The sequence below is a fragment of the Streptomyces sp. RB17 genome, assembly GCF_009604455.1.
Classification (GTDB): Bacteria; Actinomycetota; Actinomycetes; order Streptomycetales; family Streptomycetaceae; genus Streptomyces.
The window spans coordinates 531000-550911 of sequence record NZ_WEGL01000006.1; the positions used below are offsets into that span (position 1 = coordinate 531000).

Sequence of the window (19912 nt, forward strand, 5' to 3'; positions counted from 1 at the left end):
GGTGCGCCTCGTCGATGACACGCAGACAGGGCAGCGCCGGCCCGCCGAGCGCGGACAGCAGCTCCTCGCGCTCGATCACGTCCGGATCGTGGTCCAGCGGCACCAGGACGCCGTCGACCAGGCCGATCCGATGCGTGGCTCCCCGGCACTCGACCCGACGCGCCTGTTCCACCGGATCCTGGTCGCGGACCGCACCGGGCGCCGCGTGGCCGGGCACCAGTGCGGCGGCCACCAAGGGATGCAGCAGCTCCGCGCCGAGCAGCCCGGCACGCAGCAACTCCAGATCGGGCGCCACCCAGGTCGCCGCCTCGGGCAGCACCGGCACGGCGGAGAGACCACCCGGCGGCAGCGCGTCGACGATCCGCAGCCGCGGCTCACCGACCAGGCCCGAGACCTGCAGCGCACCCCCGCCCGGTCCCGCCGCCCCGTCGGCCGGTGAGACCCCGCGCCGGTTCTCGGCCGGCACGGCCCCGCCTCGGTTCTCGGCCGGTACGGCCCAGCGCAGGTTCTCGGCCGGTTTCGGGGCGGCGCCCTCGCCCGCGCCGTGGTGCGGTGGTCCGTGGCTCCGCGGCCCGGCCGGCCCCGGGGGCCTTTCGGCGGCGCCGCCCCCGCGCTGGTGCTCGGGCGGCTCTGGGGGTTGTTGGGCCTGGTCGCCCTCGCGCTGGTGTTCGGGCGGCTCTGGGGGCTGTTGGGCTGGGTTGGCCCGGTGCTGGTGCTGGGCCGGGTGCGGGGGCCGTGGGGCGGGGTCGTCCCTGCTGCGATGCTCTACCGAGCCTGGGGGTTGTTGGGCCTGGTCGCCCTCGCGCTGGTGCTCGGGCGGCTCTGGGGGTTGTTGGGCTGGGTTGGCCCGGTGCTGGTGCTGGGCCGGGTAGGGGGGCCGTGGGGCGGGGTCGTCCCCGCTGCGATGCTCTACCGAGCCGGCGGGCCACTCGCCCAGGCCGCCCCCGCCCCGATGCTCCACTGAGCCCGGGGGCCACTCGCCCAGGCCGCCCCCGCCCCGATGCTCCACTGAGCCCGGGGGCCGGTCGCCCCGGCCGACCCCGCCCCGATGCTCCACCGAGCTCGGGGGCCGGTCGCCCCGGCCGACCCCGTGTCGGCGCTCGGCTGGATCCGGGGTGTCGGCGGCGTCCGACGTCACCGTCAGAAGCAGTCGGCGGTGGCTGCCGAGCCGTACGGTGAACATTCCGCCGGGCTGGCCTTCGGCGTGCAGCAGGATGCTCGCCTCGGCCGCCCACCGGCCGACGGCGCAGCCGTGGCCCGGCGGGGCGAGGCCCAGCGGATCGCGGTCCGGCGGGGCGGGGCCGCCGGCGCCCGACCGGTCGCGCAGCTCGCCCGCCCTGCTCGCGTCCCACAGGTGCCGGTGCAGATCGAGCCGGTAGCGGCGGTTGGGGTGGGGATGCGGATGGCGGCCGGCGGGCCCGTCGGCCGGATCGAACAGGGCGAGGCTGATCCGCTGGCCGGCGTCCGCCCAGGCCGGTGGGGTACGGGCCACGAGGTGCAGCGGACCGGCCCGGCCGGGCCGCTCGTACCGGGCCAGCGTCAGGGTCAGGCCGGGGCGCAGCAGCCCGTCGGGCGCGATCCTCGGCATGTGCCAGCGCAGCAGGTCCGGGGCGAGACGGCGGAGGTCGGCGCGGAGCCGGGCCGCGAGGTCCCGGCCGTGGGCGCGGGCGACGGAACGCAGATCGAGGTCGACGTCGATCCGGGCGGCGGCGCAGGCGCCCGCCCAGTCCCCGGCGGCACGGCGGGCGGTGGCGAGCTCGATCATGGACGGTGGCACGGCGTACGTCCGTACGCGCAGCCACATGGAAAGCCGGGAATCCCCGTACGCGGTGGAAGGGAGCATCAGCGCTCACCTTGCGCGGACGGGACCCCCAATCTCTGGGAAACATGAGTCGTCATCGCGGCGAGCGTAGCGGCCCGCCCACAACCGCGCCAGGAGTTTTCTCTGCGGAGCCGGGCGCGAGCGTTGGGGTAGTGTGGCCGTCCGGTCGCGGAGGTACGCGGCCCCGAGTGCCGAGGAGGTGGGACCCATCACCGCTGTGCCAGCAGGGGTGCTCCCCTCTCATGACCGCGCGGTGCACCGGCGACGGTGACTGCGGGAGCGCCCTGAAGTCCCGCGCTCCGAAAGGCTCTCGGCCTCCATGTCTGTTCCTGGACCTCTCTCTTCTCCCGCCGCCCTCGTCTCCGCGCTGCGCACCGCCGGGTGTGTATTCGCCGAGGACGAGGCGGAGTTGATCCTCGCCACCGCCCGCACGCCCGAGGAAGCGGTCTCGATGGTGGAACGGCGAGCCGCCGGACACCCGCTCGAACACGTCCTGGGCTGGGCCGAGTTCCGCGGACTGCGCGTCACGGTGGAACCGGGGGTGTTCGTCCCCCGCCGCCGCACCGAGTTCCTGATCGAGCAGGCGCTGGCCCAGGCGCCGCGGGCGACCGTCGTCGTGGACCTGTGCTGCGGCTCCGGCGCACTCGGCGCGGCCCTCGCCGCCGCCCTGGACGGTGCCGAGGTGCACGCGGCCGACATCGACCCGGCCGCCGTACGCTGCGCCGCGCGCAACCTCGCCGCGTTCGACGGCCGGGCCCACGAGGGTGACCTCTACGACGCCGTGCCCGCCGCGCTGCACGGCCGGGTCGGCATCCTCACGGCCAATGTGCCGTACGTCCCCACCGCCGACCTGCCCCTGCTGCCGGCCGAGGCCCGCGACCACGAACCGCGCGTCGCCCTGGACGGCGGCGCCGACGGCCTGGACGTGCTGCGCCGGGTGACCGTCGGGGCGCCCGAGTGGCTCGCACCGGGCGGCTGCCTGCTGACCGAGACCAGCGAACGCCAGGCACCGGCCGCCCTGCAGGCCTTCGCCGACGCGGGTCTGACGGCTCGCCTCGCGGTGTCGGAGGAGCTGTCCGCGCACGTGGTGATCGGCGTACGGACCCAGGGCCCGGCGCGGTCTTAGGGCATCGATCCGCCGCCGCGACGTCGCCGGCGCGCAGGTCGGGTTGCCGGGGGACAGCGACACGCCTGAACTGGTGGAGGGTGCACTGTGCCGATCGTGCGTCCTGCCTGGAAAGAGCACCAGGGGACGCGAGCGGAGGTGTTTTCGCATGCCCGACGGTGACGTGCTCATGAACCTCGATGAAGGCGGTCGTGTCACCGAGTGGCGACGCCCCGCCGAGGAACTGTTCGGCTTGTCCGCCGATGAGGCCGTGGGCCAGTCCATCGCCACTGTGCTGCACGAGGCCGGCGCCATCGGCACCGGCCGTCCGGAAAAGGGATGCGCCATGGCCCCGGTGCTGGTCGACCCGGTACTGCGGGGCACCTCCGTTGTGTGGCAGGTACGCAATGCAGCGGACGCCGTTGCACAGCGCGAGGACGTGGCTGTCCTGCAGGCCCTGTTCACCCGGTCCCCGGTGGCACTGCACGTCCTGGACGATCAACTGCGCGTGGTACGCCTGAACAGTGCTTCCCGCGGGCTGCGCGACGCGCGGGCGGGACAACTGCTCGGCGAGCCCTTCGCCGAGGCGTACGGACTCGAAGACGCCGAGGAAGAAGCCGCCGTGGGGCAGCGCGTCCTGGAGAGCGGAGACCCCGAAGTGAACAGGATCGTCCGGGGCGTCCAGGAGCAGGGCCTGCCCAAGCACCGCATCTACTCCGTTTCCTACTTCCGCCTGGAGGACGCCCACGGCGATGCGCTCGGCCTGGTGGCCTCCGTGGTCGACGTCACCGAGCGCGAGAACGCACAAGGCCGGCTCGTCCTCCTGGACACTGTCCGCACACGAGTGGGGAACGTGCTGAACGTGCTCGCCGTCTGCCGAGAGCTGGTGAAGGCGGTGGTACCTGCCTTCGCGGGCATCGCTGTCGTCGAGGTGGTCGAGGACGTCTTTCGTGGAGAGGAGCCGCCGTCGCTCCCTGTCGACCGGGATGTTCTTCTGCGCCGAACAGCCTTCCAAGGCCCGATCTCGGACCACCCGGTCGGAGAGGTACAGCCATTGCCGACCGGCACCCCCTTCTCGCATGTCCTGGCCGACCTTCGCCCCCGGCTCATCTCGATCGAGGAGAACACCCCGTGGCTGGACGCCGACATGCCCCGAGCCGAAGCCATCAGGCGATCAGGTGCCCACTCCATGATCGTGGCGCCGCTGGCATGGGGCGGCCAGGCTTTGGGCGTGGCCAGCTTCTACCGCCACCAGCAGGAAGACCCCTTTGACGAGGATGACGTGGCGGTGGCGTCCGCCGTGTGCGCGCACGCTTCGCTCTGCATCAGCAACGCCCGTCAGTACATGCGCGAGTGGATCATCGCTTCAACCGTTCAGCGCAGGCTTCTCCCGCAACGTCCGGCCACACAGACCACTGTGGAGACGGCCCGTATTCACCTTCCCGGTCCGGAGGGCGGCGGCGCGTGGTTCGACGCGATCGCGCTACCCGGCGCACGGACCGCGCTGGTCGTCGGCGAGGTCGTCGGACGAGGCATCGCCGCAGCCATCACGATGGGACAACTACGGACGGCCATCCACACACTCACCGCACTTGATCTGCAGCCCGACGAGCTCATGGCCCGGTTGAGCGACACCGCGGCCCGCCTCGCCGCCGAGCGCGCCGCGCTGCCGCCCGAGGACCCTCTTCTCCGCGAGCCGCTCACCGTCAACTGCGCCATCGCGATCTACGACCCGGTCGGTCTTACCTGCACCATCGCGCGCGCCGGCATCCCAGAGCCCGTCGTCGTTCGCCCGGACGGGGATTCGGCCGGCCTGCCCGTACCCTCAGGGCCCCCACTCGCCGGCGCTGACGGCGCCCCGTTCCCAGCGATGACGGTCGACCTCCCGGAAGACAGCATCCTGGCGATGGGCACGGCCGCGCTCGCGTGCGAGGTTCTGGCACCGTCCGGTCCACTGCGTCCGCTCCTGGACAACTGCACCACGCGGCGACTGCCGGACCTGAGCAACGACATCGCGAACGCGCTCACAGACGGCCAACGGACCGGCGAGAAGCTGATGCTGTTCGCCCGGACGAAGGCGCTGCCCCGAGATCGGGTCCTGACCCTCCCCCTTCCGGCCGGACCCGAGGCGGCGCCGATTGCGCGAGCAGCAGCCCGCCGCCGGCTGGAGGTCTGGGGTGTGGACGAGGAGACCGCGTTCACCAACGAGCTCATTGTCAGCGAACTCGTAGGCAACGCGGTCCGCTATGGGGCTCCGCCCCTGCAACTACGTCTGATCCTGGATCGCAGGCTGTGCTGCGAGGTCAGTGACGGTGCGGCCAGTGCCCCACACGTGAAACACGCCCGCACCGTCGATGAGACCGGCAGAGGTCTCTTCATCATCGCGAGCCTCGCCGCCCAATGGGGTGCCCGCTACTCGGAACAGGGAAAGACCATTTGGGCGGAGCAGGCTCCGCCGTTCTCCGTGTGTCCCTGAGCCTGCCGTCGGTCACCACAGGCACCGTTGCGGTACCGGGCCTGACGCTGCCCTAGGGCAGTTCCTGCGCCCGCGCGATGAGCAGGGCGACGTCGTCGTGGTTGTCGGGGTGGTGCAGGGTCCGCAGGAGGAAGTCGCAGGTCTCCTCCAGGGGGCGGGCCGGGTCGTCGAGGAGGGACAGCAGGAGGTCCAGGCGTTCGTCCAGGGAGTGGCAGCGGGTCTCCACCAGCCCGTCGGTGTAGAACACCAGCTCGTCGGCGGGCTCGAAGTCGACGGTGACGGTGGAGAATTCGACCCCGCCCACGCCCAGCGGCACCCCGGTCGGCAGGTCGAGCAGTACCGGCGGCCGCCCCGGGCGGAGATGAGCCGGCGGCAGATGGCCGGCGTTGGCGATCCGGCACTGCCGCAGATGCGGATCGTGCACGGCGTACATGCAGGTCGCGATGGAGTGGTCCAGGGCCGACGTCGTCTTGTCCAGGTGCTCCAGCAGCAGCGCCGGGTCGAGGTCCAGGGCGGCCAGCGTGGTGGTCGCCGTGCGCAGCCGGCCCATGGTCGCGGCCGCGCTGAGCCCGCTGCCCATCACATCGCCCACCACGAGCGCGGTCTTGTCGCCCCCCAGCGGGATGACGTCGAACCAGTCGCCGCCGACCTCGCTGGTGGCCCCGGCGGGCTGGTAGCGGGAGGCCACCTCCAGGCCGGTCGTCACCGGCGGCCGGCTGGGCAGCAGACTGCGCTGCAGGGTGAGGGCGGTGTTGCGGGCGTTCTGGTACCAGCGCGCGTTGTCGATCTGCACGGCCGCGCGGGCGGCCAGCTCCCGGGCGAGCAGGACGTCGTCCTCGTCGAACGGCGCCGGATTGCGGGTGCGTTTGAGGTCCAGGGCACCGAGCACCTCGCCGCGCGCGATCAGCGGCACCGCGAGATACGAGTGCAGTCCCGCGCGGCCCAGCAGTTCGGCCGCCTCGGCGCAGCGGGCGATGCGCGGCAGGTCCTCGTCCTTCACCTGCGGCACCAGCACCGCCTCGCCCGAGCGCACGCACTCGGTGACCAGCCGGTCGGGTTCGTACCGCGCGATCCGGCCGGGCGGATCGGCGGCCAGCACGGCGTCCGAACCGTCCTGCGGACGCACCGCGAGGGCCCGGATCATCGCCGACTCCGACGGCCCGAGCGTGCTGCGCCGGCCCTCCACCACCGAGTCCAGCAGGTCCACGGCGGCCAGGTCGGCGAGTTCCGGTACGGCGACCTCGGCCAGCTCACAGGCGGTGCGGTCCAGTTCGAGCGTCGTACCGATCCGGGCGGAGGCGTCGGCGATGACCGCGAGCCGGCGCCGTGCGGCCTCCGCCTCCACGGAGGCCCGGTACTGCTCGGTGATGTCGACCACCGTGACCGCGACTCCGAGCACGTTGCCCATGGCGTCCTCGAGCCGGTACAGCGAATGCGCCCAGGTGTGGTCCTCGTCCGGGTCGGCGGGGGTACGGCCGACCAGCGTGTTGTCGATCACCGGCACACCGGTGTCCAGCACCTGCCGGGCGTCGGTCTCCACCGGCTCGGGGTCCAGCATGGGCAGAACCTCGCGCAGCGTCCGTCCCATGTGCTCGGCGGCCGGCACCCCGTTGATCTTCTCCAGGGCCGGGTTGACCGAGACGAAGCGCAGCCGGGTGTCCAGGACGGCGTATCCGATCGGCGACTGCTTCACCATCCGCTCGGACAGCGCCACGTCCTGCTCCAGGCGCCGTACCGTCGACTGATCGGCACAGAGCCCGAGCGCGTACACGTCACCGTGGTCGTCCAGCAGCCGCATGTTGCGGAACTCCACCAGTTTGGTGCTGCCGTCCTTGTGCCGGATCGGGAAGCCGCCGGCCCAGCTCTGCCCGGTGCGCATCACATCGGCGAAGAGCTTGCCGACCAGCTCGAAGTGCCGTTCGTGGACCATGAGCCGGGCCGCGTACTGGCCGAGGGCCTCGCCCGCGCCGTACCCGAACAGCTCCTCCGCCTGCGGGCTCCACAGCACGATCCGCCCGGTGGCGTCCAGCACCACCGAGGCGACGCCCAGCACGTCGAGCAGGCCGCCCGGCCGCACCGGCCCGCGCACGGGCTCGCCGCCCTCCGTCACCGGAGCCTCGGCTGCACTCATGCCATGCACCGCCTTCGCCCGTTGGCACGGCACGTCGTCCCCCGTGCCGACTCCCCTTGATCCACCGCGCTCACACCCGACTCTCCGACGCCGTCGCCGGTTACCTCCACCATCTCTCACCACGGCGATGCACGTCCGCCGAAGCCGTCACGCCGGGACCGGACTCCTTTCGGGGGACATCGTGCACGCCCGTTCGCCGGACGGGGAGAGTTCACGCTCATGTTGCTGCATTGGCCTGTACATGACCATCACGCCGCGCCAGACTGTCCGCCGACCGAGTGTTCCCGCCCGCGCCCAGACCCGTCCGAGGAGTCGGCCATGCCCGCGTCCGCCCGGCAACGTTGTCACGCAGTTCTCGCCGGATTCGTCACCCTCGCCACCGCCGCCGTCGTGTCCCTCGCCGCGCCCGGTTCCGCAGCCGCGGCCGACACCTGGACGGAGACCGGCTCCGACCGCGCCCGCCCGCTGGACGAGAGCCAGGGACTGACCTCCGTCGAGGTCCCCGCGAACAGCCCCAACCGGTACACCGGCATCGGCACCATTCCCCTCGGTGTCTCCAGTCGCGGCTGGAACCACGTCGGTGATCCCGACGCCTCGTACAACGGCTACTACATCGAGCCCTACCAGCGGGACTCCGGCAACTCGAAGATGTACCGCGTCCAGGCGCCCGACGGCACCTGGTCGGAGTACGTCCACACGCTGAGCCCCGGCGAGGCCCTGAACAACTCCTGGGACGCGATCTCGCCCGACGGCCAGTGGATGCTCTCGGGCGAATGGGGCACGATGAACCGCTTCCTGGTCTTCCCGACCCCCGGCGTCAACCCGTCCACCTCGCCCTCGGCGAACCTGCCGCAGGTCTCCACGGTCAACCTCGATCACGCCGTCCGCGACGTCCAGGGCTGCGACTTCTCCGGCCCCACCACCCTGCTGTGTTCCTCCGACGACCCCGACGGCAGCCTCTTCGGCCTGACCAAGCCGCTGCTCCAGATCGATCTGTCGGCCCCGCCGAACGGCTCCGGGGACGTCACCGGCCATGTCACCGCCCTGCGCCAGCTGCCGCTGCGCAGTTCCTGCTCCGGCACCTTCGAGGCCGAGGGTATCGACTACGACCGCCGCACCGGGATCCTGCGCGTGATCGTGATGTCGCCGGGCTTCTGCATCCTCACGGACAGCAAGACGTACAAGTTCTCCCGCGGCTGACCCCGCCTGGGGGTGTGCCGACCGGCAGGTGGTGCTTTCCTGAGGGGTGGACGCGGTTCGGCGGGGTACTCCCTTCCACCGCGGCGCGCCACGAAAGGAGCGATCAATGGCACACATGGAGCGGTCGCATCCGGAAGCCGTCATGGTGGAGATCAGTGGTTCCAAGGAGGACGCCCGCCTCGTCTTCGACGCGCTGAGCTCCTGCTTCGCGTCCGACCGGGGCGCGGACGAGATCCCGCAGCAGCTCCACGAGGTCCGGCCGATGGTGTGGCTCGGCACGTACGACGTCGCGGACGCCCGGGGGCCGGCCTGCCCGCCGGTCCACCTCGACGCGTCCGTCCAGGCGGACGTCCAGGGCGGTTACTGGGCCGTGGACCGGTTCCGGCACACCCTGGACTCGATCTTCACCGTCGAGGAGACCTGCACGGCCTCCGGCGACCAGGAGCGGGACCTGCATCTGCGGCTGACCAGCCGCTGACCCTCGCGCGGTCCTGCGGCAGCGCCCCGGCCGGCGCCTGACCGGCCGGGGCGTACTGTGCCTCGCCGTCGCCGAAGGGCCAGTCGGCGGACGTGTTCTCGGTGACGGTGACGACGACATTGCGCTGCCGACGAAGGGCATGGTGAGCGTCCTTTCGGGGCAGCCATCGGTCGATGTTGACTGTACATACTAGTAGTTACAGAGTGGTCGGTGTCACTCCCTCCACGGTTGTGCAACTAGTTGCATAAACCCTTGGGTTTCCCCTACAACAAGAGGCGACGACACCGCGCACGGAGGGCCCGATGAGCCGTTACCCCCATCTGATGACCCCGCTCGACCTGGGCTTCACCACCCTGCCCAACCGCGTGCTCATGGGCTCCATGCACGTCGGCCTGGAGGAGGCCGAGCGTGGCTTCGAGCGGATGGCGGCGTTCTACGCGGCCCGCGCCCGCGGCGGCGTGGGTCTCATCGTCACCGGCGGCATCGCGCCCAACGAGGAGGGCCGGCCGTACGAGGGCGGCGCCAAGCTCACCACCGAGGCGGAGGCCGAACAGCACAGGGTGGTCACCGAGGCCGTGCACCGCGAGGGCGGCCGGATCGCGATGCAGATCCTGCACTTCGGCCGGTACGCCTACCACCAGGACCTCGTCGCACCCAGCCCCCTGCAGGCGCCGATCAGCCCCTTCGTGCCGCGCGAGCTGTCCGACGCCGACGTCGAGCGGACCGTCGACGACTATGCCCGCGCCGCCCGGCTCGCCCGGCAGGCCGGGTACGACGGCGTGGAGATCATGGGCTCCGAGGGCTACCTCATCAACGAGTTCATCGCCCGCCAGACCAACCGGCGTACGGACCGTTGGGGCGGCTCCTACGAGAACCGGATGCGCTTCCCCGTCGAGATCGTCAAGCGGGTGCGCGAGGCCGTCGGCGAGGACTTCATCGTCATCTACCGGCTCTCCATGCTCGACCTGGTCCCGGGCGGCTCCTCCCTGGACGAGGTGATCACCCTCGGCAAGGCGGTCGAGGCCGCCGGGGCGACGATCATCAACACCGGCATCGGCTGGCACGAGGCCCGCATCCCCACCATCGCCACCTCCGTCCCGCGCGGCGCCTACACCTGGGTCACCAAGAAGCTCATGGGCGAGGTGTCCGTGCCGCTGGTGACCACCAACCGCATCAACACCCCGGAGCTGGCCGAGGAGTTGCTGGCCGGCGGGTACGCCGACATGGTCTCCATGGCCCGCCCGATGCTCGCCGACCCCGAGTTCGTGGCCAAGGCCGCCGCCGGTACACCCGAGGCCATCAACACCTGCATCGGCTGCAACCAGGCCTGCCTCGACCACACCTTCAGCGGCCGGATCACCTCCTGCCTGGTCAACCCGCGTGCCTGCCACGAGACCGAGCTGGTGCTCGCCCCGACCCGGCTGAAGAAGCGCGTCGCCGTCGTCGGCGCGGGACCGGCGGGCCTGGCCTGCGCGGTGAGCGCCGCGGAGCGCGGCCACGAGGTCACGCTCTTCGATGCCGCGAGCGAGGTCGGCGGCCAGCTCAACGTCGCCCGCAAGGTCCCCGGCAAGCAGGAGTTCGACGAGACGCTGCGCTACTTCCGCCACCAGCTCGACGCGCACGGGGTCGACGTACGCCTCGGCACCTGGGTCACCGCCGAGTCCGTCGCCGGATACGACGAGGTCGTGGTCGCCACGGGTGTCACCCCGCGCACCCCGGACATCCCCGGCGTCGACCACCCCCGCGTCGTCGGCTACCTGGACGTGCTGCGCGACGGCGCTCCCGTCGGCGACCGGGTCGCCGTCCTCGGCGCGGGCGGCATCGGCTTCGACGTCGCCGAGTACCTCACCGACGGCGGGGACAAGGCGAGCGAGGACCCCGAGACGTACTTCCGCGCCTGGGGCGTCGACATGGACTACCGGACGCCGGGCGGCCTCGCCGCGCCGCAGCGGCCCACCGCGCCCCGCGAGGTCCACCTGCTCCAGCGCAAGACCACCAAGGTCGGCGGCGGTCTCGGCAAGACCACCGGCTGGATCCACCGCACCGAGCTGAAGCACCGCGGCGTGACCATGGTCCCGGGCGTGCGCTACGACCGGATCGACGACGCCGGCCTGCACATCACCGTCGGCGAGGAGAGCACGGTGCTGGAGGTCGACACGGTGGTCCTGTGCACCGGCCAGGAGCCGCGCCGCGACCTGTACGAGGAGCTGGCCGCCGCCGGGCGCAGCGTCCATCTGATCGGCGGCGCGGACGTCGCGGCCGAGCTGGACGCCAAGCGGGCCATCAAGCAGGGCACGGAGCTGGCGGCGGCGCTGTAGGTGCCGTAGGGGCGATCCCTAGGATGAGGCCATGTCACTCCCGCACGCGATCCTCACCGCCCTGCTGGAAAAGCCGTCGTCGGGGCTGGAGCTGACCCGCCGGTTCGACAAGTCGATCGGCTACTTCTGGTCCGCGACGCACCAGCAGATCTATCGCGAGCTGGGGAGGCTGGAGGCCGAGGGCCTCATCCGCACCCTGCCGGCTCAGGCGCCGGCCCGAGGGCAGAAGAAGAGCTACGAGGTCCTGCCCGCGGGCCGTGCCGAACTGGCCCGCTGGGCCGCCGCCGCCCAGGATCCCAAGCCGCTGCGGGACACACTGCTGCTGCGGCTGCGCGCCGCGGCAGTGGTCGGCACGGCGGGTCTGGAGGCCGACCTGCACCGCCATCTGGAGCTGCACCGGCGGCAGTTGGCCGAGTACCAGGAGATCGAGAAGCGCGACTTCCCGCCGGACCGGGACGCCCCAGAGGACCGGCTGCGCCATCTCGTGCTGCGGGCCGGCATCGACCTGGAGACCTTCTGGACCCAGTGGCTCACCCACGCCCTCGCGGAGTTCACCGAACTGCCCGGGGCCGACTGAGCCGGGTCCGCCCTCGGCCTTTCAGAGCCGGTACGGCTTCGAACGCCGGCGCAGATACCAGCCCGTGGCGATCGCTCCCGTGCCCACCACGGCCGCGCCGATGCCGAGCGTCAGCGGGCCGTGGTCCCTGACGGCACCGCCCAGGCCGCCGAGCACACCCCGGGACGGCGCCGGCGAGGAGGTCAGGGCGGCCGCCGAAGGGGCCGTCGAGGCGGTCATCGGCCGCGAGCCGGACGGGACGATCACCGTCTGGGTGCCCGCGGTGCTGCCGCTTGAGCAGACCACGGCCACGGTGTACGTCCCCGGGCTCACTCCCGACCAGGCCGCGGACTGGCTGCCCGACGTGCCCGCCAGAGCCGCGTGCCGGCCGCGGGAGAAGTTCGCCTGCTTGCCGGCGAGCAGGGCCGCGTTGCCCCAGCTGCCGTTGATCTCGGAGCACGCGCTGGTGACCACCGAGACGGTGGACCCGGTGGTGCTGACGGAGATGCCCGAGGCCGCGGCGGACGGTCCGGCGAGGGCGGCCGGGAGCGCCACGGCGGCCGCGAGGGTCAGACCGTAGCGGACGAGGAGTCGCGAGGTGTCCATGGGCAGCAGCCAACGCGGCTGCGGGGGTGCGCGCACGTGGGGGGCACCCGGACAGGTGACGGTGTTCTGCGGCCGGAGGAGAGCGGGCCTGCTCGTCCGCCGGGATCCGTCCGCTGGCGGGTGCGGGCCGTCTTGGGTTGGGCGCGCAGTTCCCGGCGCCCCTGGGCTGGCTGCCGTCACCGGCGTCAGGAGGTCGCCCCCGGGTCACCCGCCCGTCGTCACCGTCCGCTCCGGCGACCAGCCTCCCCAAGTGCCGTCCGGCAGCCTCGCCCGCAGCCGCACCCGGTGTTCCTCTCCGGCGGTCCGGCCGACGTAGAAGCTGTGGCTCGACCGGCCGCGCGGGGGCGCGCCGCCCCACACCAGCGAGGTGGTTGCCGTGCCGTCGAGCCGGATCTGGTACTCGGTGATCAGCCCGTCCGTGCGCGGGGGGTCCCAGGACAGGTCGAGGTAGTACGCCCCGCCGGCCCGGTGGGTCGTCGCGGTGAAGCCGGTGGGCGCGGTGTCCCGGCCGTCGTCGGTGCCCGGGGTCGTGAGGCGGACCGGGGCGCCGGCGGGTGAGAGGTTGTCGGCGGCGTCGCGGGACCGCACCGTGAAGACGTAGCCGGTGCCGGGGCGCAGTCCGGTGACCACGGCCGCGGTCTGGTTCCCGCCGACGCTGTGGATCTTCGCCCCGCCCTGGTACACGTCGTAGGACACCACGCCGCGGTCGTCCCGGGACGCGCCCCAGGACAGCTGGACCTCCCGGGCGCCGAGCACCCGCCCGGCGGGATGCGACGGCCGGGTGGGCGCCGAGCGGTCCGCCGCCACCCTGGCCGGGGTCCGCGCCCGCACCGCACGGCTCGGCGGCCCGAGCCGCCCCTCGGTGTCCCGGGCCCGCACGGTGAAGGCATACACGGTGGACGGCCTGAGCCTGGTGACGTCCACCATGTGCTGCGAACCCGGCACGTCCTCCACCTTCGTGGTTCCGCGATACACCTCGTACCTGCGGATGCCCGGGCCGTCCGGCACCGCGTTCCACATCACGTGCACGCTGTCGGCGCTGCCCGCCTGCGCGGTGACCCCGGTCGGAGCGCCGGGCGCCCGGCCCTCGTCGCCTTCGTCGGCCTGGCTCCAGGCGCAGGACGCGACCAGCAGCAGGGCCCCGCAGACCGGCACGAGAGGCCACAGAACGCGTCGCACGGCTCTGCCTCCCCGGGGCCGGCGGCATGGGCATCGTCACGTAAAGGTCCGGACCAATATGGCGCGGCGGAAGGCGGCGCGGCAAGAGGGCCGCATGGGTGACCTGTGGGGGCCTGGGTTGGTGACCATGCCGGGACGTTTCGTATGCTGAGGCTTCCCAGGGCTGAACTTCCCGAGAGGGCAGGGGAGTTCATGCCGCCGGCGCGGACACGCTGTCGTCGCCGAAGCCGCGCCGACACGGGCGGCCGGGGGGTCCGGGGCGGGTTTCGCTCCGGACCCCCGGCCCCTGTTGTCCCGCACCCGTCCTCGTATTCCCTCATCAGACGTCAGAAGCGTGCTCCATCCAGCCCCTTCCGGGCCGCACGTACGCCCGGGTGAGCGGGCCCGCACCACAGTGTGCTGGATGTCCGCCCGTTCCCGACGAGAGGGTTCCCTGATCGTGCGTGTCCCGTCGCTGACGCCAGCTCTGGCCGGCGTCGCCCTGCTCGCCCCGGCCGCACTGAACGCCCCTGCCGCACTGAACGCCCCCGCCGACGCCCCTGCCGCGCTGACCCCCCCGGCCGCAGCCGTCCCGCGCGCAGCCGCCCCGCCTCCGGAACGGCACCCGGCCCGCAGCAAGGGCGCGGTGGCCGCCACCGACCTGCTGGCCCGGCTGGGCGCATGCCACCAGATCTCCCGCGGCCGGTACCGTACCGACGCCGGCAGACCCGCGACCGTACGCGTCTGCGGCACCCGGGACGCCGTCTTCTGGAAGGCCGACCTGGACATCGACTGCGACGGACGGTCCACCGCCCGCTGCAACCGCCGTACCGACCCGCAGTTCGCCGGCATGACCGCCTACCAGCAGTCCGACGGCCGCCATCTCAACGCCGAGACCCTTCCCTACATCGTCGTCCCGGCCCCCAGCCGCATCTGGAACCCCCGCAAACACGGTGTACGCGGCGGCTCGGTCGCCGCCGTCGTCTACCGGGGCCGGGTGCAGTACGCCGTGGTCGGCGACACCGGTCCGCGCGACCTCATCGGCGAGGCCTCCTACGCCACCGGCCGGGCCCTCGGCATCCCGGCCGACCCGCGCGACGGCGGGGTGCCCTCCGGGGTCACCTACATCGTCTTCAAGCACTCCCGCCTGCACCGCATCGAGGACCACATGGCGGCCGTGGCCGCGGGAACGCGACTGGCCAGGCTGTTCGTCGCGAGCAGATGACCAGCCGGCCCCCGTGGCCGGGTCACACCTTGCGGTAGGCGTACGCCTCCGTCGCCGCGGCCTCCACCGCGTCCAGGTCTGCCCCGGTGGCGGCGGTGACCACCGCCGCCACCGCGCCCTCGACGAACGGCGCGTCCACCAGGCGGGTGCCGTCCGGCAGTTCGTCGCCCTCGGCGATCAACGCCTTCACGGTGAGTACGGCACTGCCGAGATCGGTGAGCACCGCCACTCCGGCGCCCCGGTCCACCGAGGCGGCCGCCGCGGAGATCAGCTCGGCGCTGGTGCCCAGCCCGCCGCCCTCGGTGCCGCCCGCCGGGGCCACGGGCACCGCCGAGGCTCCGCCGGCCAGGCCCTTCGCCAACTCGGCGACCGAGGCCGCCACTGCGGCGCTGTGCGACACCAGCACGATCCCGACCACCTTCGCGTCACTCACCGTCCGCCCTCCGCGGCCTCTTCCAGCCCGGCGATGAGCAGCGCCGACGAGGTCGCCCCCGGGTCCTGGTGGCCGATGCTGCGCTCGCCGAGATAGCTGGCCCGGCCCTTGCGGGCCTGCAGCGGTGTGGTGGCCACCGCGCCCTCCTCGGCGGCGGCCCGCGCGGCGGGGAAGCCGTCGCCGAGCGCGTCCACGGCCGGCACCAGGGCATCGATCATCGTCTTGTCGCCGGGGGCCGCCCCGCCCAGCGCCATCACCCCGTCCACGCCCGCGCGCAGCGCCTCGGCGAGCTGCTCCTCGCTGACCTCGGCGGCGTCGCCGAGAGCCTTGCCGGTGCGGCGCAGCAGGGTGCCGTACAGCGGCCCGGACGCGCCGCCGACCGTGGAGATGAGCTGTCGCCCGGCGAGCACCAGGACCGCGCCCGGGGTGTCCGGCACCTCCTTCTCCAGGGCGGTCGCCACGGCCGTGAAGCCGCGCTGCAGATTGCTGCCGTGGTCGGCGTCCCCGATGGCCGAGTCGAGGTCGGTGAGCCGCTCCGCCTCGCGGTTCACGGACGCGGCGGTCGCCGCCATCCAACGGCGGAAGAAGTCGGCGTCGAGCACTGGATCTCCTTGCGTGGTAGGGATGTTGACCGGCGTGCTGCGGGTGGTGGTCGCCTCCTCCGCCGTATCACATCCCCCACCGCAGTGCGGGAGTCCTCACCGGCGCGTCCCACAGTCGCAGCAGTTCCTCATCGACCTGACAGAGCGTCACCGATGCGCCCGCCATGTCCAGCGAGGTGACGTAGTTGCCGACGAGCGTGCGGGCCACGGCGACACCGCGCTCCCGAAGCACCCGCTGCACCTCGGCGTTGAAGCCGTACAGCTCCAGCAGCGGGGTGGCGCCCATGCCGTTGACCAGCACCAGCACGGGGCTGCGCGGGGGCATGTCCTCCAGGATCGCGTTCACCGCGAAGTCGGCGATCTCCCCGGAGGTCATCATCGGCCGCCGCTCCCGGCCCGGCTCGCCGTGGATGCCGATGCCCAACTCCAGTTCGCCGTCGGGCAGATCGAAGGTGGGACTGCCCTTCGCCGGGGTCGTACAGGCGCTGAGCGCGACACCGAAACTCCGGGAGTTCTCGTTCACCTGACGTCCGATGGACTCGACCCGCTCCAGCGGCTGCCCCTCGGCCGCGGCGGCACCCGCGATCTTCTCCACGAACAGCGTCGCACCGGTGCCGCGCCGCCCGGCCGTGTAGAGGCTGTCCGTGACCGCCACATCATCATTGACCAGCACCTTGGCGACCTGGATGCCCTCGTCCTCGGCCAGTTCGGCCGCCATGTCGAAGTTGAGCACGTCGCCGGTGTAGTTCTTCACGACGAACAGCACGCCGGCGCCGCTGTCCACGGCCGCCGCGGCCCGCGCCATCTGGTCCGGCACCGGGGAGGTGAACACCTCTCCGGGACAGGCGGCGGAGAGCATGCCCGGGCCGACGAACCCGCCGTGCAGCGGCTCGTGCCCCGACCCGCCACCGGACACCAGCGCGACCTGACCGGCCACCGGGGCGTCCCGGCGGACGATCACCCGGTTCTCCACGTCCACGGTCAGATCGGGATACGCGGCCGCCATCCCGCGCAGCGCGTCCGCCACGACGGTCTCCGGCACGTTGATCAGCATCCTCATGGGTGTCTCCTCGGGAGCTTGGCGCGTGCGCTCAGGACCTGTGTCTTCCCAGGTCACTGGCGCTGACTCAGTGCTGACTACGGTGACGAGGCGTCAGGTGCTGACGGCCGCCCGGTGGAGGTGGCCGCCCGCCCTGTCTACTGGAAGTATCGACCTTGTGGCAGCGAAGGTCACCTGCGACCGTGCGGCTTTACGGTGCGTGACATCGAGGCGACCGAGAATGCTCACCGTCTGCATGCGGACGCTTTATCGGTGCGGGACGGTGAGCGGCATCGCTCTGGTGGGTGATCAGCCGGCAGACGGCCGCGTCCTCGGCCTTGCACCCGTTCGGAGGCGGCCATGAGCCACGACGTGGCATCGGGCGCCGGCCGGCAGTGCGCCGGCCGCCAGTGTGCCGGCCGCCTGCGCGCGTGCCGCCTGTGCGCCGGCCGCCCGTGCGCCGAGCGTCGGACGGTCGATGCGGCCTTCCGCTCCTGGCGGTCGCCCCCGGCGGCAGGCCTCGACCTCAACCGGGGCCTCGGTCCACCGAGTTGAACCCCCGGGACGGGGCCGGAAAACGCTTGGACGGCGGCGGCGCCCCTGCGGGAGACTGCGATGTCTGCTCTGCCCGTATTCGCGGCATGTGGCGAACTGTCGTACGAGACAACTGGGTTGGGATGGAATCGCCTCGATCACCCCATGAATCACCGCGCCGGGGCTCCGTGCTCCTCGCGCTTCGCTACTACGGAAGGGAACTGGCCCGGCTCCGGCGCCTGACGGTTCCCGCGCTGCTGCTGCCCGCACTGGGCAACATCGGCATCGCCTACGTCGCACCGCTGATCGTCGCCAAGCTCGGCGCCCGCGTCGCCGACGCGCCGGACTCCGACACCGGCACGACACTGCCCTACGTCCTGGCCTTCGCCGGCGTCCTGCTCTTCGCGGAGACGCTGTGGCGCATCGGTATGCACTGCCTGAACCGCCTCGACGCCCTCGGCATCGAGCATCTGTACGTCATCGGCATGGAGGAACTGTTCGCCAAGGACGCGGCGTTCTTCCACGACAACTTCGCCGGGTCCCTGACCAAGCGGGTCCTGAGCTTCGCCACGCGCTTCGAGGAGTTCGCCGACACACTCGCCTTCCAGCTCGTGGGCAGCTTCGTCCCGCTGCTGTTCGGCGCCGTGGTGCTGTGGCGCTACGACCCGCTGCTCGTCGTGGGACTCCTGGCGATGATCGCGGTGACGGCGCTGTGCGCGGCGCCCCTGATCCGGCGCCGCCAGGCACTCGTCGACCAGCGAGAGGAGGCGATCGCCCGGGTGTCGGGCCATGTCGCCGACGTCCTGATGAACATGGACACGGTCCGGGCGTTCGCCGCCGAGGGCCGCGAGTCCGCCGAACACCGGTCCCGCGTCGCGGCATCGCGGCGGCTCACCCTGCGCTCGTGGGACTACGGCAATCTGCGCATCGACACCCTCATCGCGCCGATGTCCGTGCTGACCAACGCGCTGGGCCTGCTGCTCGCCGTCGGGCTCGCCGGGGGCGGACACGGCGTGGAGGCGGTCGTGGTCGCCTTCACCTACTACTCCAACGCGACGCGGATCATGTTCGAGTTCAATCAGATCTACCGCCGGCTGGAGAGCTCGATGACGGAGGCGGCCCAGTTCACCGAGCTGCTGCTGACCTCGCCGACCGTGGTCGACCCGCCGGCGCCCGAGCCGCTGCGCACCGAGGCCGCCGACGTCCGCTTCGAGAAGGTGTCCTTCACCCACGCGGGTGCGGAACGCCTCTTCGGCGGCCTCGACCTGACCGTCCCCAGCGGGACGAAGGTCGGACTCGTCGGGCGGTCCGGCGGCGGCAAGACCACGCTCACTCGTCTGCTGCTGAGGATGACCGACATCGATTCCGGCCGCATCCTGATCGGCGGCCAGGACATCAGCCGGATGCGTCAGGCCGATCTGCGCGGCCTCATCGCCTACGTCCCGCAGGACCCGGCCATGTTCCACCGCACCCTGCGGGACAACATCGCCTTCGCCCGGCCGGACGCCACCGACGCCGAGATCCGCCGTGCGGCCGAGGCGGCGCACGTCACCGAGTTCGCCGACGCGCTGCCGGACGGCTTCGCCACGCTGGTGGGCGAGCGCGGGGTCAAGCTGTCCGGCGGGCAGCGCCAGCGCGTCGCCCTCGCCCGGGCCATCCTGCGCGACGCGCCGATCCTGCTGCTCGACGAGGCGACCAGCGCCCTGGACTCCGAGAGCGAGCTCCTCGTCCAGGAGGCGCTGTGGCGGCTGATGGAGGGGCGGACCGCGCTCGTGGTGGCACACCGGCTCAGCACGGTCGCCGGCATGGACCAACTCGTCGTACTCGACCGCGGACGGATCGTCGAACAGGGCACCCACCAGGAACTCCTCGCCGCGGACGGCGCCTACGCCAAGCTGTGGCAGCACCAGTCGGGCGGCTTCCTCGACGACACCCGGGCAACGACGGCCGACCTGCCCTGACCGCCACCGACCCACCGCCCCGAACCGTGACCGCGCCACCGTACGGTCGGGGCACAAGTCCCCTCACCGGGCGGAACACGCCCGCCACAGCCTGCGGCGATACGGTTCCCACGCACTGCCGCCGCCGGGCCCACCTACAGCGGTCCGCCACCCGCCGCGCACCGCCGGGCCGGGCGAGCGGTGCTCACCGCCGACGGGGCCCCACGCCGTCCCCTCACGGTGTCGCTGGGCCTCGACCGCGTCATCGGCCGCGCGCGCCAAGGAACTG

General features: G+C 72.4%; 14 protein-coding genes and 1 pseudogene. 8 read left to right on the plus strand and 7 right to left on the minus strand.

Going from position 1 to position 19912, the window contains the following annotated elements:
• Nucleotides 1-1126: 1126 nt before the first annotated feature.
• A pseudogene (locus SRB17_RS48150) lies at nt 1127-1843 on the minus strand (hypothetical protein); the annotation flags it as partial.
• A gap of 298 nt (nt 1844-2141) precedes the next feature.
• Here SRB17_RS48150 and SRB17_RS27655 point away from each other — a divergent pair.
• Together SRB17_RS27655 and SRB17_RS27660 are read left to right on the plus strand one after the other, a co-directional pair.
• Nucleotides 2142-2948 (plus strand): putative protein N(5)-glutamine methyltransferase, encoded by an 807-nt coding sequence (locus SRB17_RS27655; protein ID WP_153542815.1) that lies wholly within the window; start codon nt 2142-2144, stop codon nt 2946-2948.
• Nucleotides 2949-3096: 148 nt separating this feature from the next.
• Nucleotides 3097-5403 (plus strand): SpoIIE family protein phosphatase, encoded by a 2307-nt coding sequence (locus SRB17_RS27660; protein WP_228396306.1) that lies wholly within the window; start codon nt 3097-3099, stop codon nt 5401-5403.
• A gap of 52 nt (nt 5404-5455) precedes the next feature.
• On the opposite strand, the gene SRB17_RS27665 is transcribed toward SRB17_RS27660, so the two are convergent.
• Nucleotides 5456-7534: a SpoIIE family protein phosphatase gene (locus SRB17_RS27665; RefSeq protein ID WP_153542816.1), complete on the minus strand. Its 2079-nt coding sequence runs from the start codon at nt 7532-7534 to the stop codon at nt 5456-5458.
• A 318-nt stretch (nt 7535-7852) separates the two neighbouring features.
• Between SRB17_RS27665 and SRB17_RS27670 the strand changes: the two genes are divergently transcribed.
• The 4 genes from SRB17_RS27670 to SRB17_RS27685 all read left to right on the plus strand — a co-directional run bounded on the left by SRB17_RS27670 (nt 7853) and on the right by SRB17_RS27685 (nt 12107).
• Nucleotides 7853-8734, plus strand: coding sequence for a hypothetical protein (locus SRB17_RS27670; protein ID WP_153542817.1), 882 nt, complete (start codon nt 7853-7855; stop codon nt 8732-8734).
• Between the two features lie 106 nt (nt 8735-8840).
• Nucleotides 8841-9212, plus strand: a complete 372-nt coding sequence (locus tag SRB17_RS27675) for a hypothetical protein (protein WP_153542818.1) — start codon at nt 8841-8843, stop codon at nt 9210-9212.
• A gap of 302 nt (nt 9213-9514) precedes the next feature.
• A complete protein-coding gene (locus SRB17_RS27680; protein WP_153542819.1) occupies nt 9515-11530 on the plus strand; it encodes an NADPH-dependent 2,4-dienoyl-CoA reductase in 2016 nt (671 codons plus the stop codon).
• A 31-nt stretch (nt 11531-11561) separates the two neighbouring features.
• A complete protein-coding gene (locus SRB17_RS27685) occupies nt 11562-12107 on the plus strand; it encodes a PadR family transcriptional regulator (protein WP_153542820.1) in 546 nt (181 codons plus the stop codon).
• Between the two features lie 21 nt (nt 12108-12128).
• On the opposite strand, the gene SRB17_RS27690 is transcribed toward SRB17_RS27685, so the two are convergent.
• Together SRB17_RS27690 and SRB17_RS27695 are read right to left on the minus strand one after the other, a co-directional pair.
• Complete coding sequence (locus SRB17_RS27690; protein ID WP_153542821.1) at nt 12129-12692, minus strand: hypothetical protein; 564 nt, start codon at nt 12690-12692, stop codon at nt 12129-12131.
• A gap of 204 nt (nt 12693-12896) precedes the next feature.
• A complete protein-coding gene (locus SRB17_RS27695; RefSeq protein WP_323376317.1) occupies nt 12897-13871 on the minus strand; it encodes a fibronectin type III domain-containing protein in 975 nt (324 codons plus the stop codon).
• Between the two features lie 439 nt (nt 13872-14310).
• On the opposite strand from SRB17_RS27695, the gene SRB17_RS27700 reads away from it, so the two are divergent.
• On the plus strand, nt 14311-15075 hold the full coding sequence (locus tag SRB17_RS27700) for a glycoside hydrolase family 75 protein (RefSeq protein WP_323376355.1): 765 nt from the start codon (nt 14311-14313) through the stop codon (nt 15073-15075).
• Nucleotides 15076-15097: 22 nt separating this feature from the next.
• On the opposite strand, the gene SRB17_RS27705 is transcribed toward SRB17_RS27700, so the two are convergent.
• The 3 genes from SRB17_RS27705 to dhaK form a co-directional block, all read right to left on the minus strand.
• The gene (locus SRB17_RS27705; protein ID WP_323376318.1) at nt 15098-15508 is read right to left on the minus strand and encodes a PTS fructose transporter subunit IIA; all 411 of its coding nucleotides are present in this window, start codon (nt 15506-15508) and stop codon (nt 15098-15100) included.
• On the minus strand, nt 15505-16110 hold the full coding sequence (gene dhaL / locus SRB17_RS27710; protein WP_323376319.1) for a dihydroxyacetone kinase subunit DhaL: 606 nt from the start codon (nt 16108-16110) through the stop codon (nt 15505-15507). The genes SRB17_RS27705 and dhaL overlap by 4 nt, the downstream gene beginning before the upstream one ends.
• 67 nt (nt 16111-16177) lie before the next feature.
• Nucleotides 16178-17170, minus strand: coding sequence for a dihydroxyacetone kinase subunit DhaK (dhaK, locus tag SRB17_RS27715; protein WP_153542823.1), 993 nt, complete (start codon nt 17168-17170; stop codon nt 16178-16180).
• 656 nt (nt 17171-17826) lie between these two features.
• On the opposite strand from dhaK, the gene SRB17_RS27720 reads away from it, so the two are divergent.
• Nucleotides 17827-19644, plus strand: a complete 1818-nt coding sequence (locus tag SRB17_RS27720) for an ABC transporter ATP-binding protein (protein WP_153542824.1) — start codon at nt 17827-17829, stop codon at nt 19642-19644.
• The last annotated feature ends 268 nt before the right edge of the window (nt 19645-19912 follow it).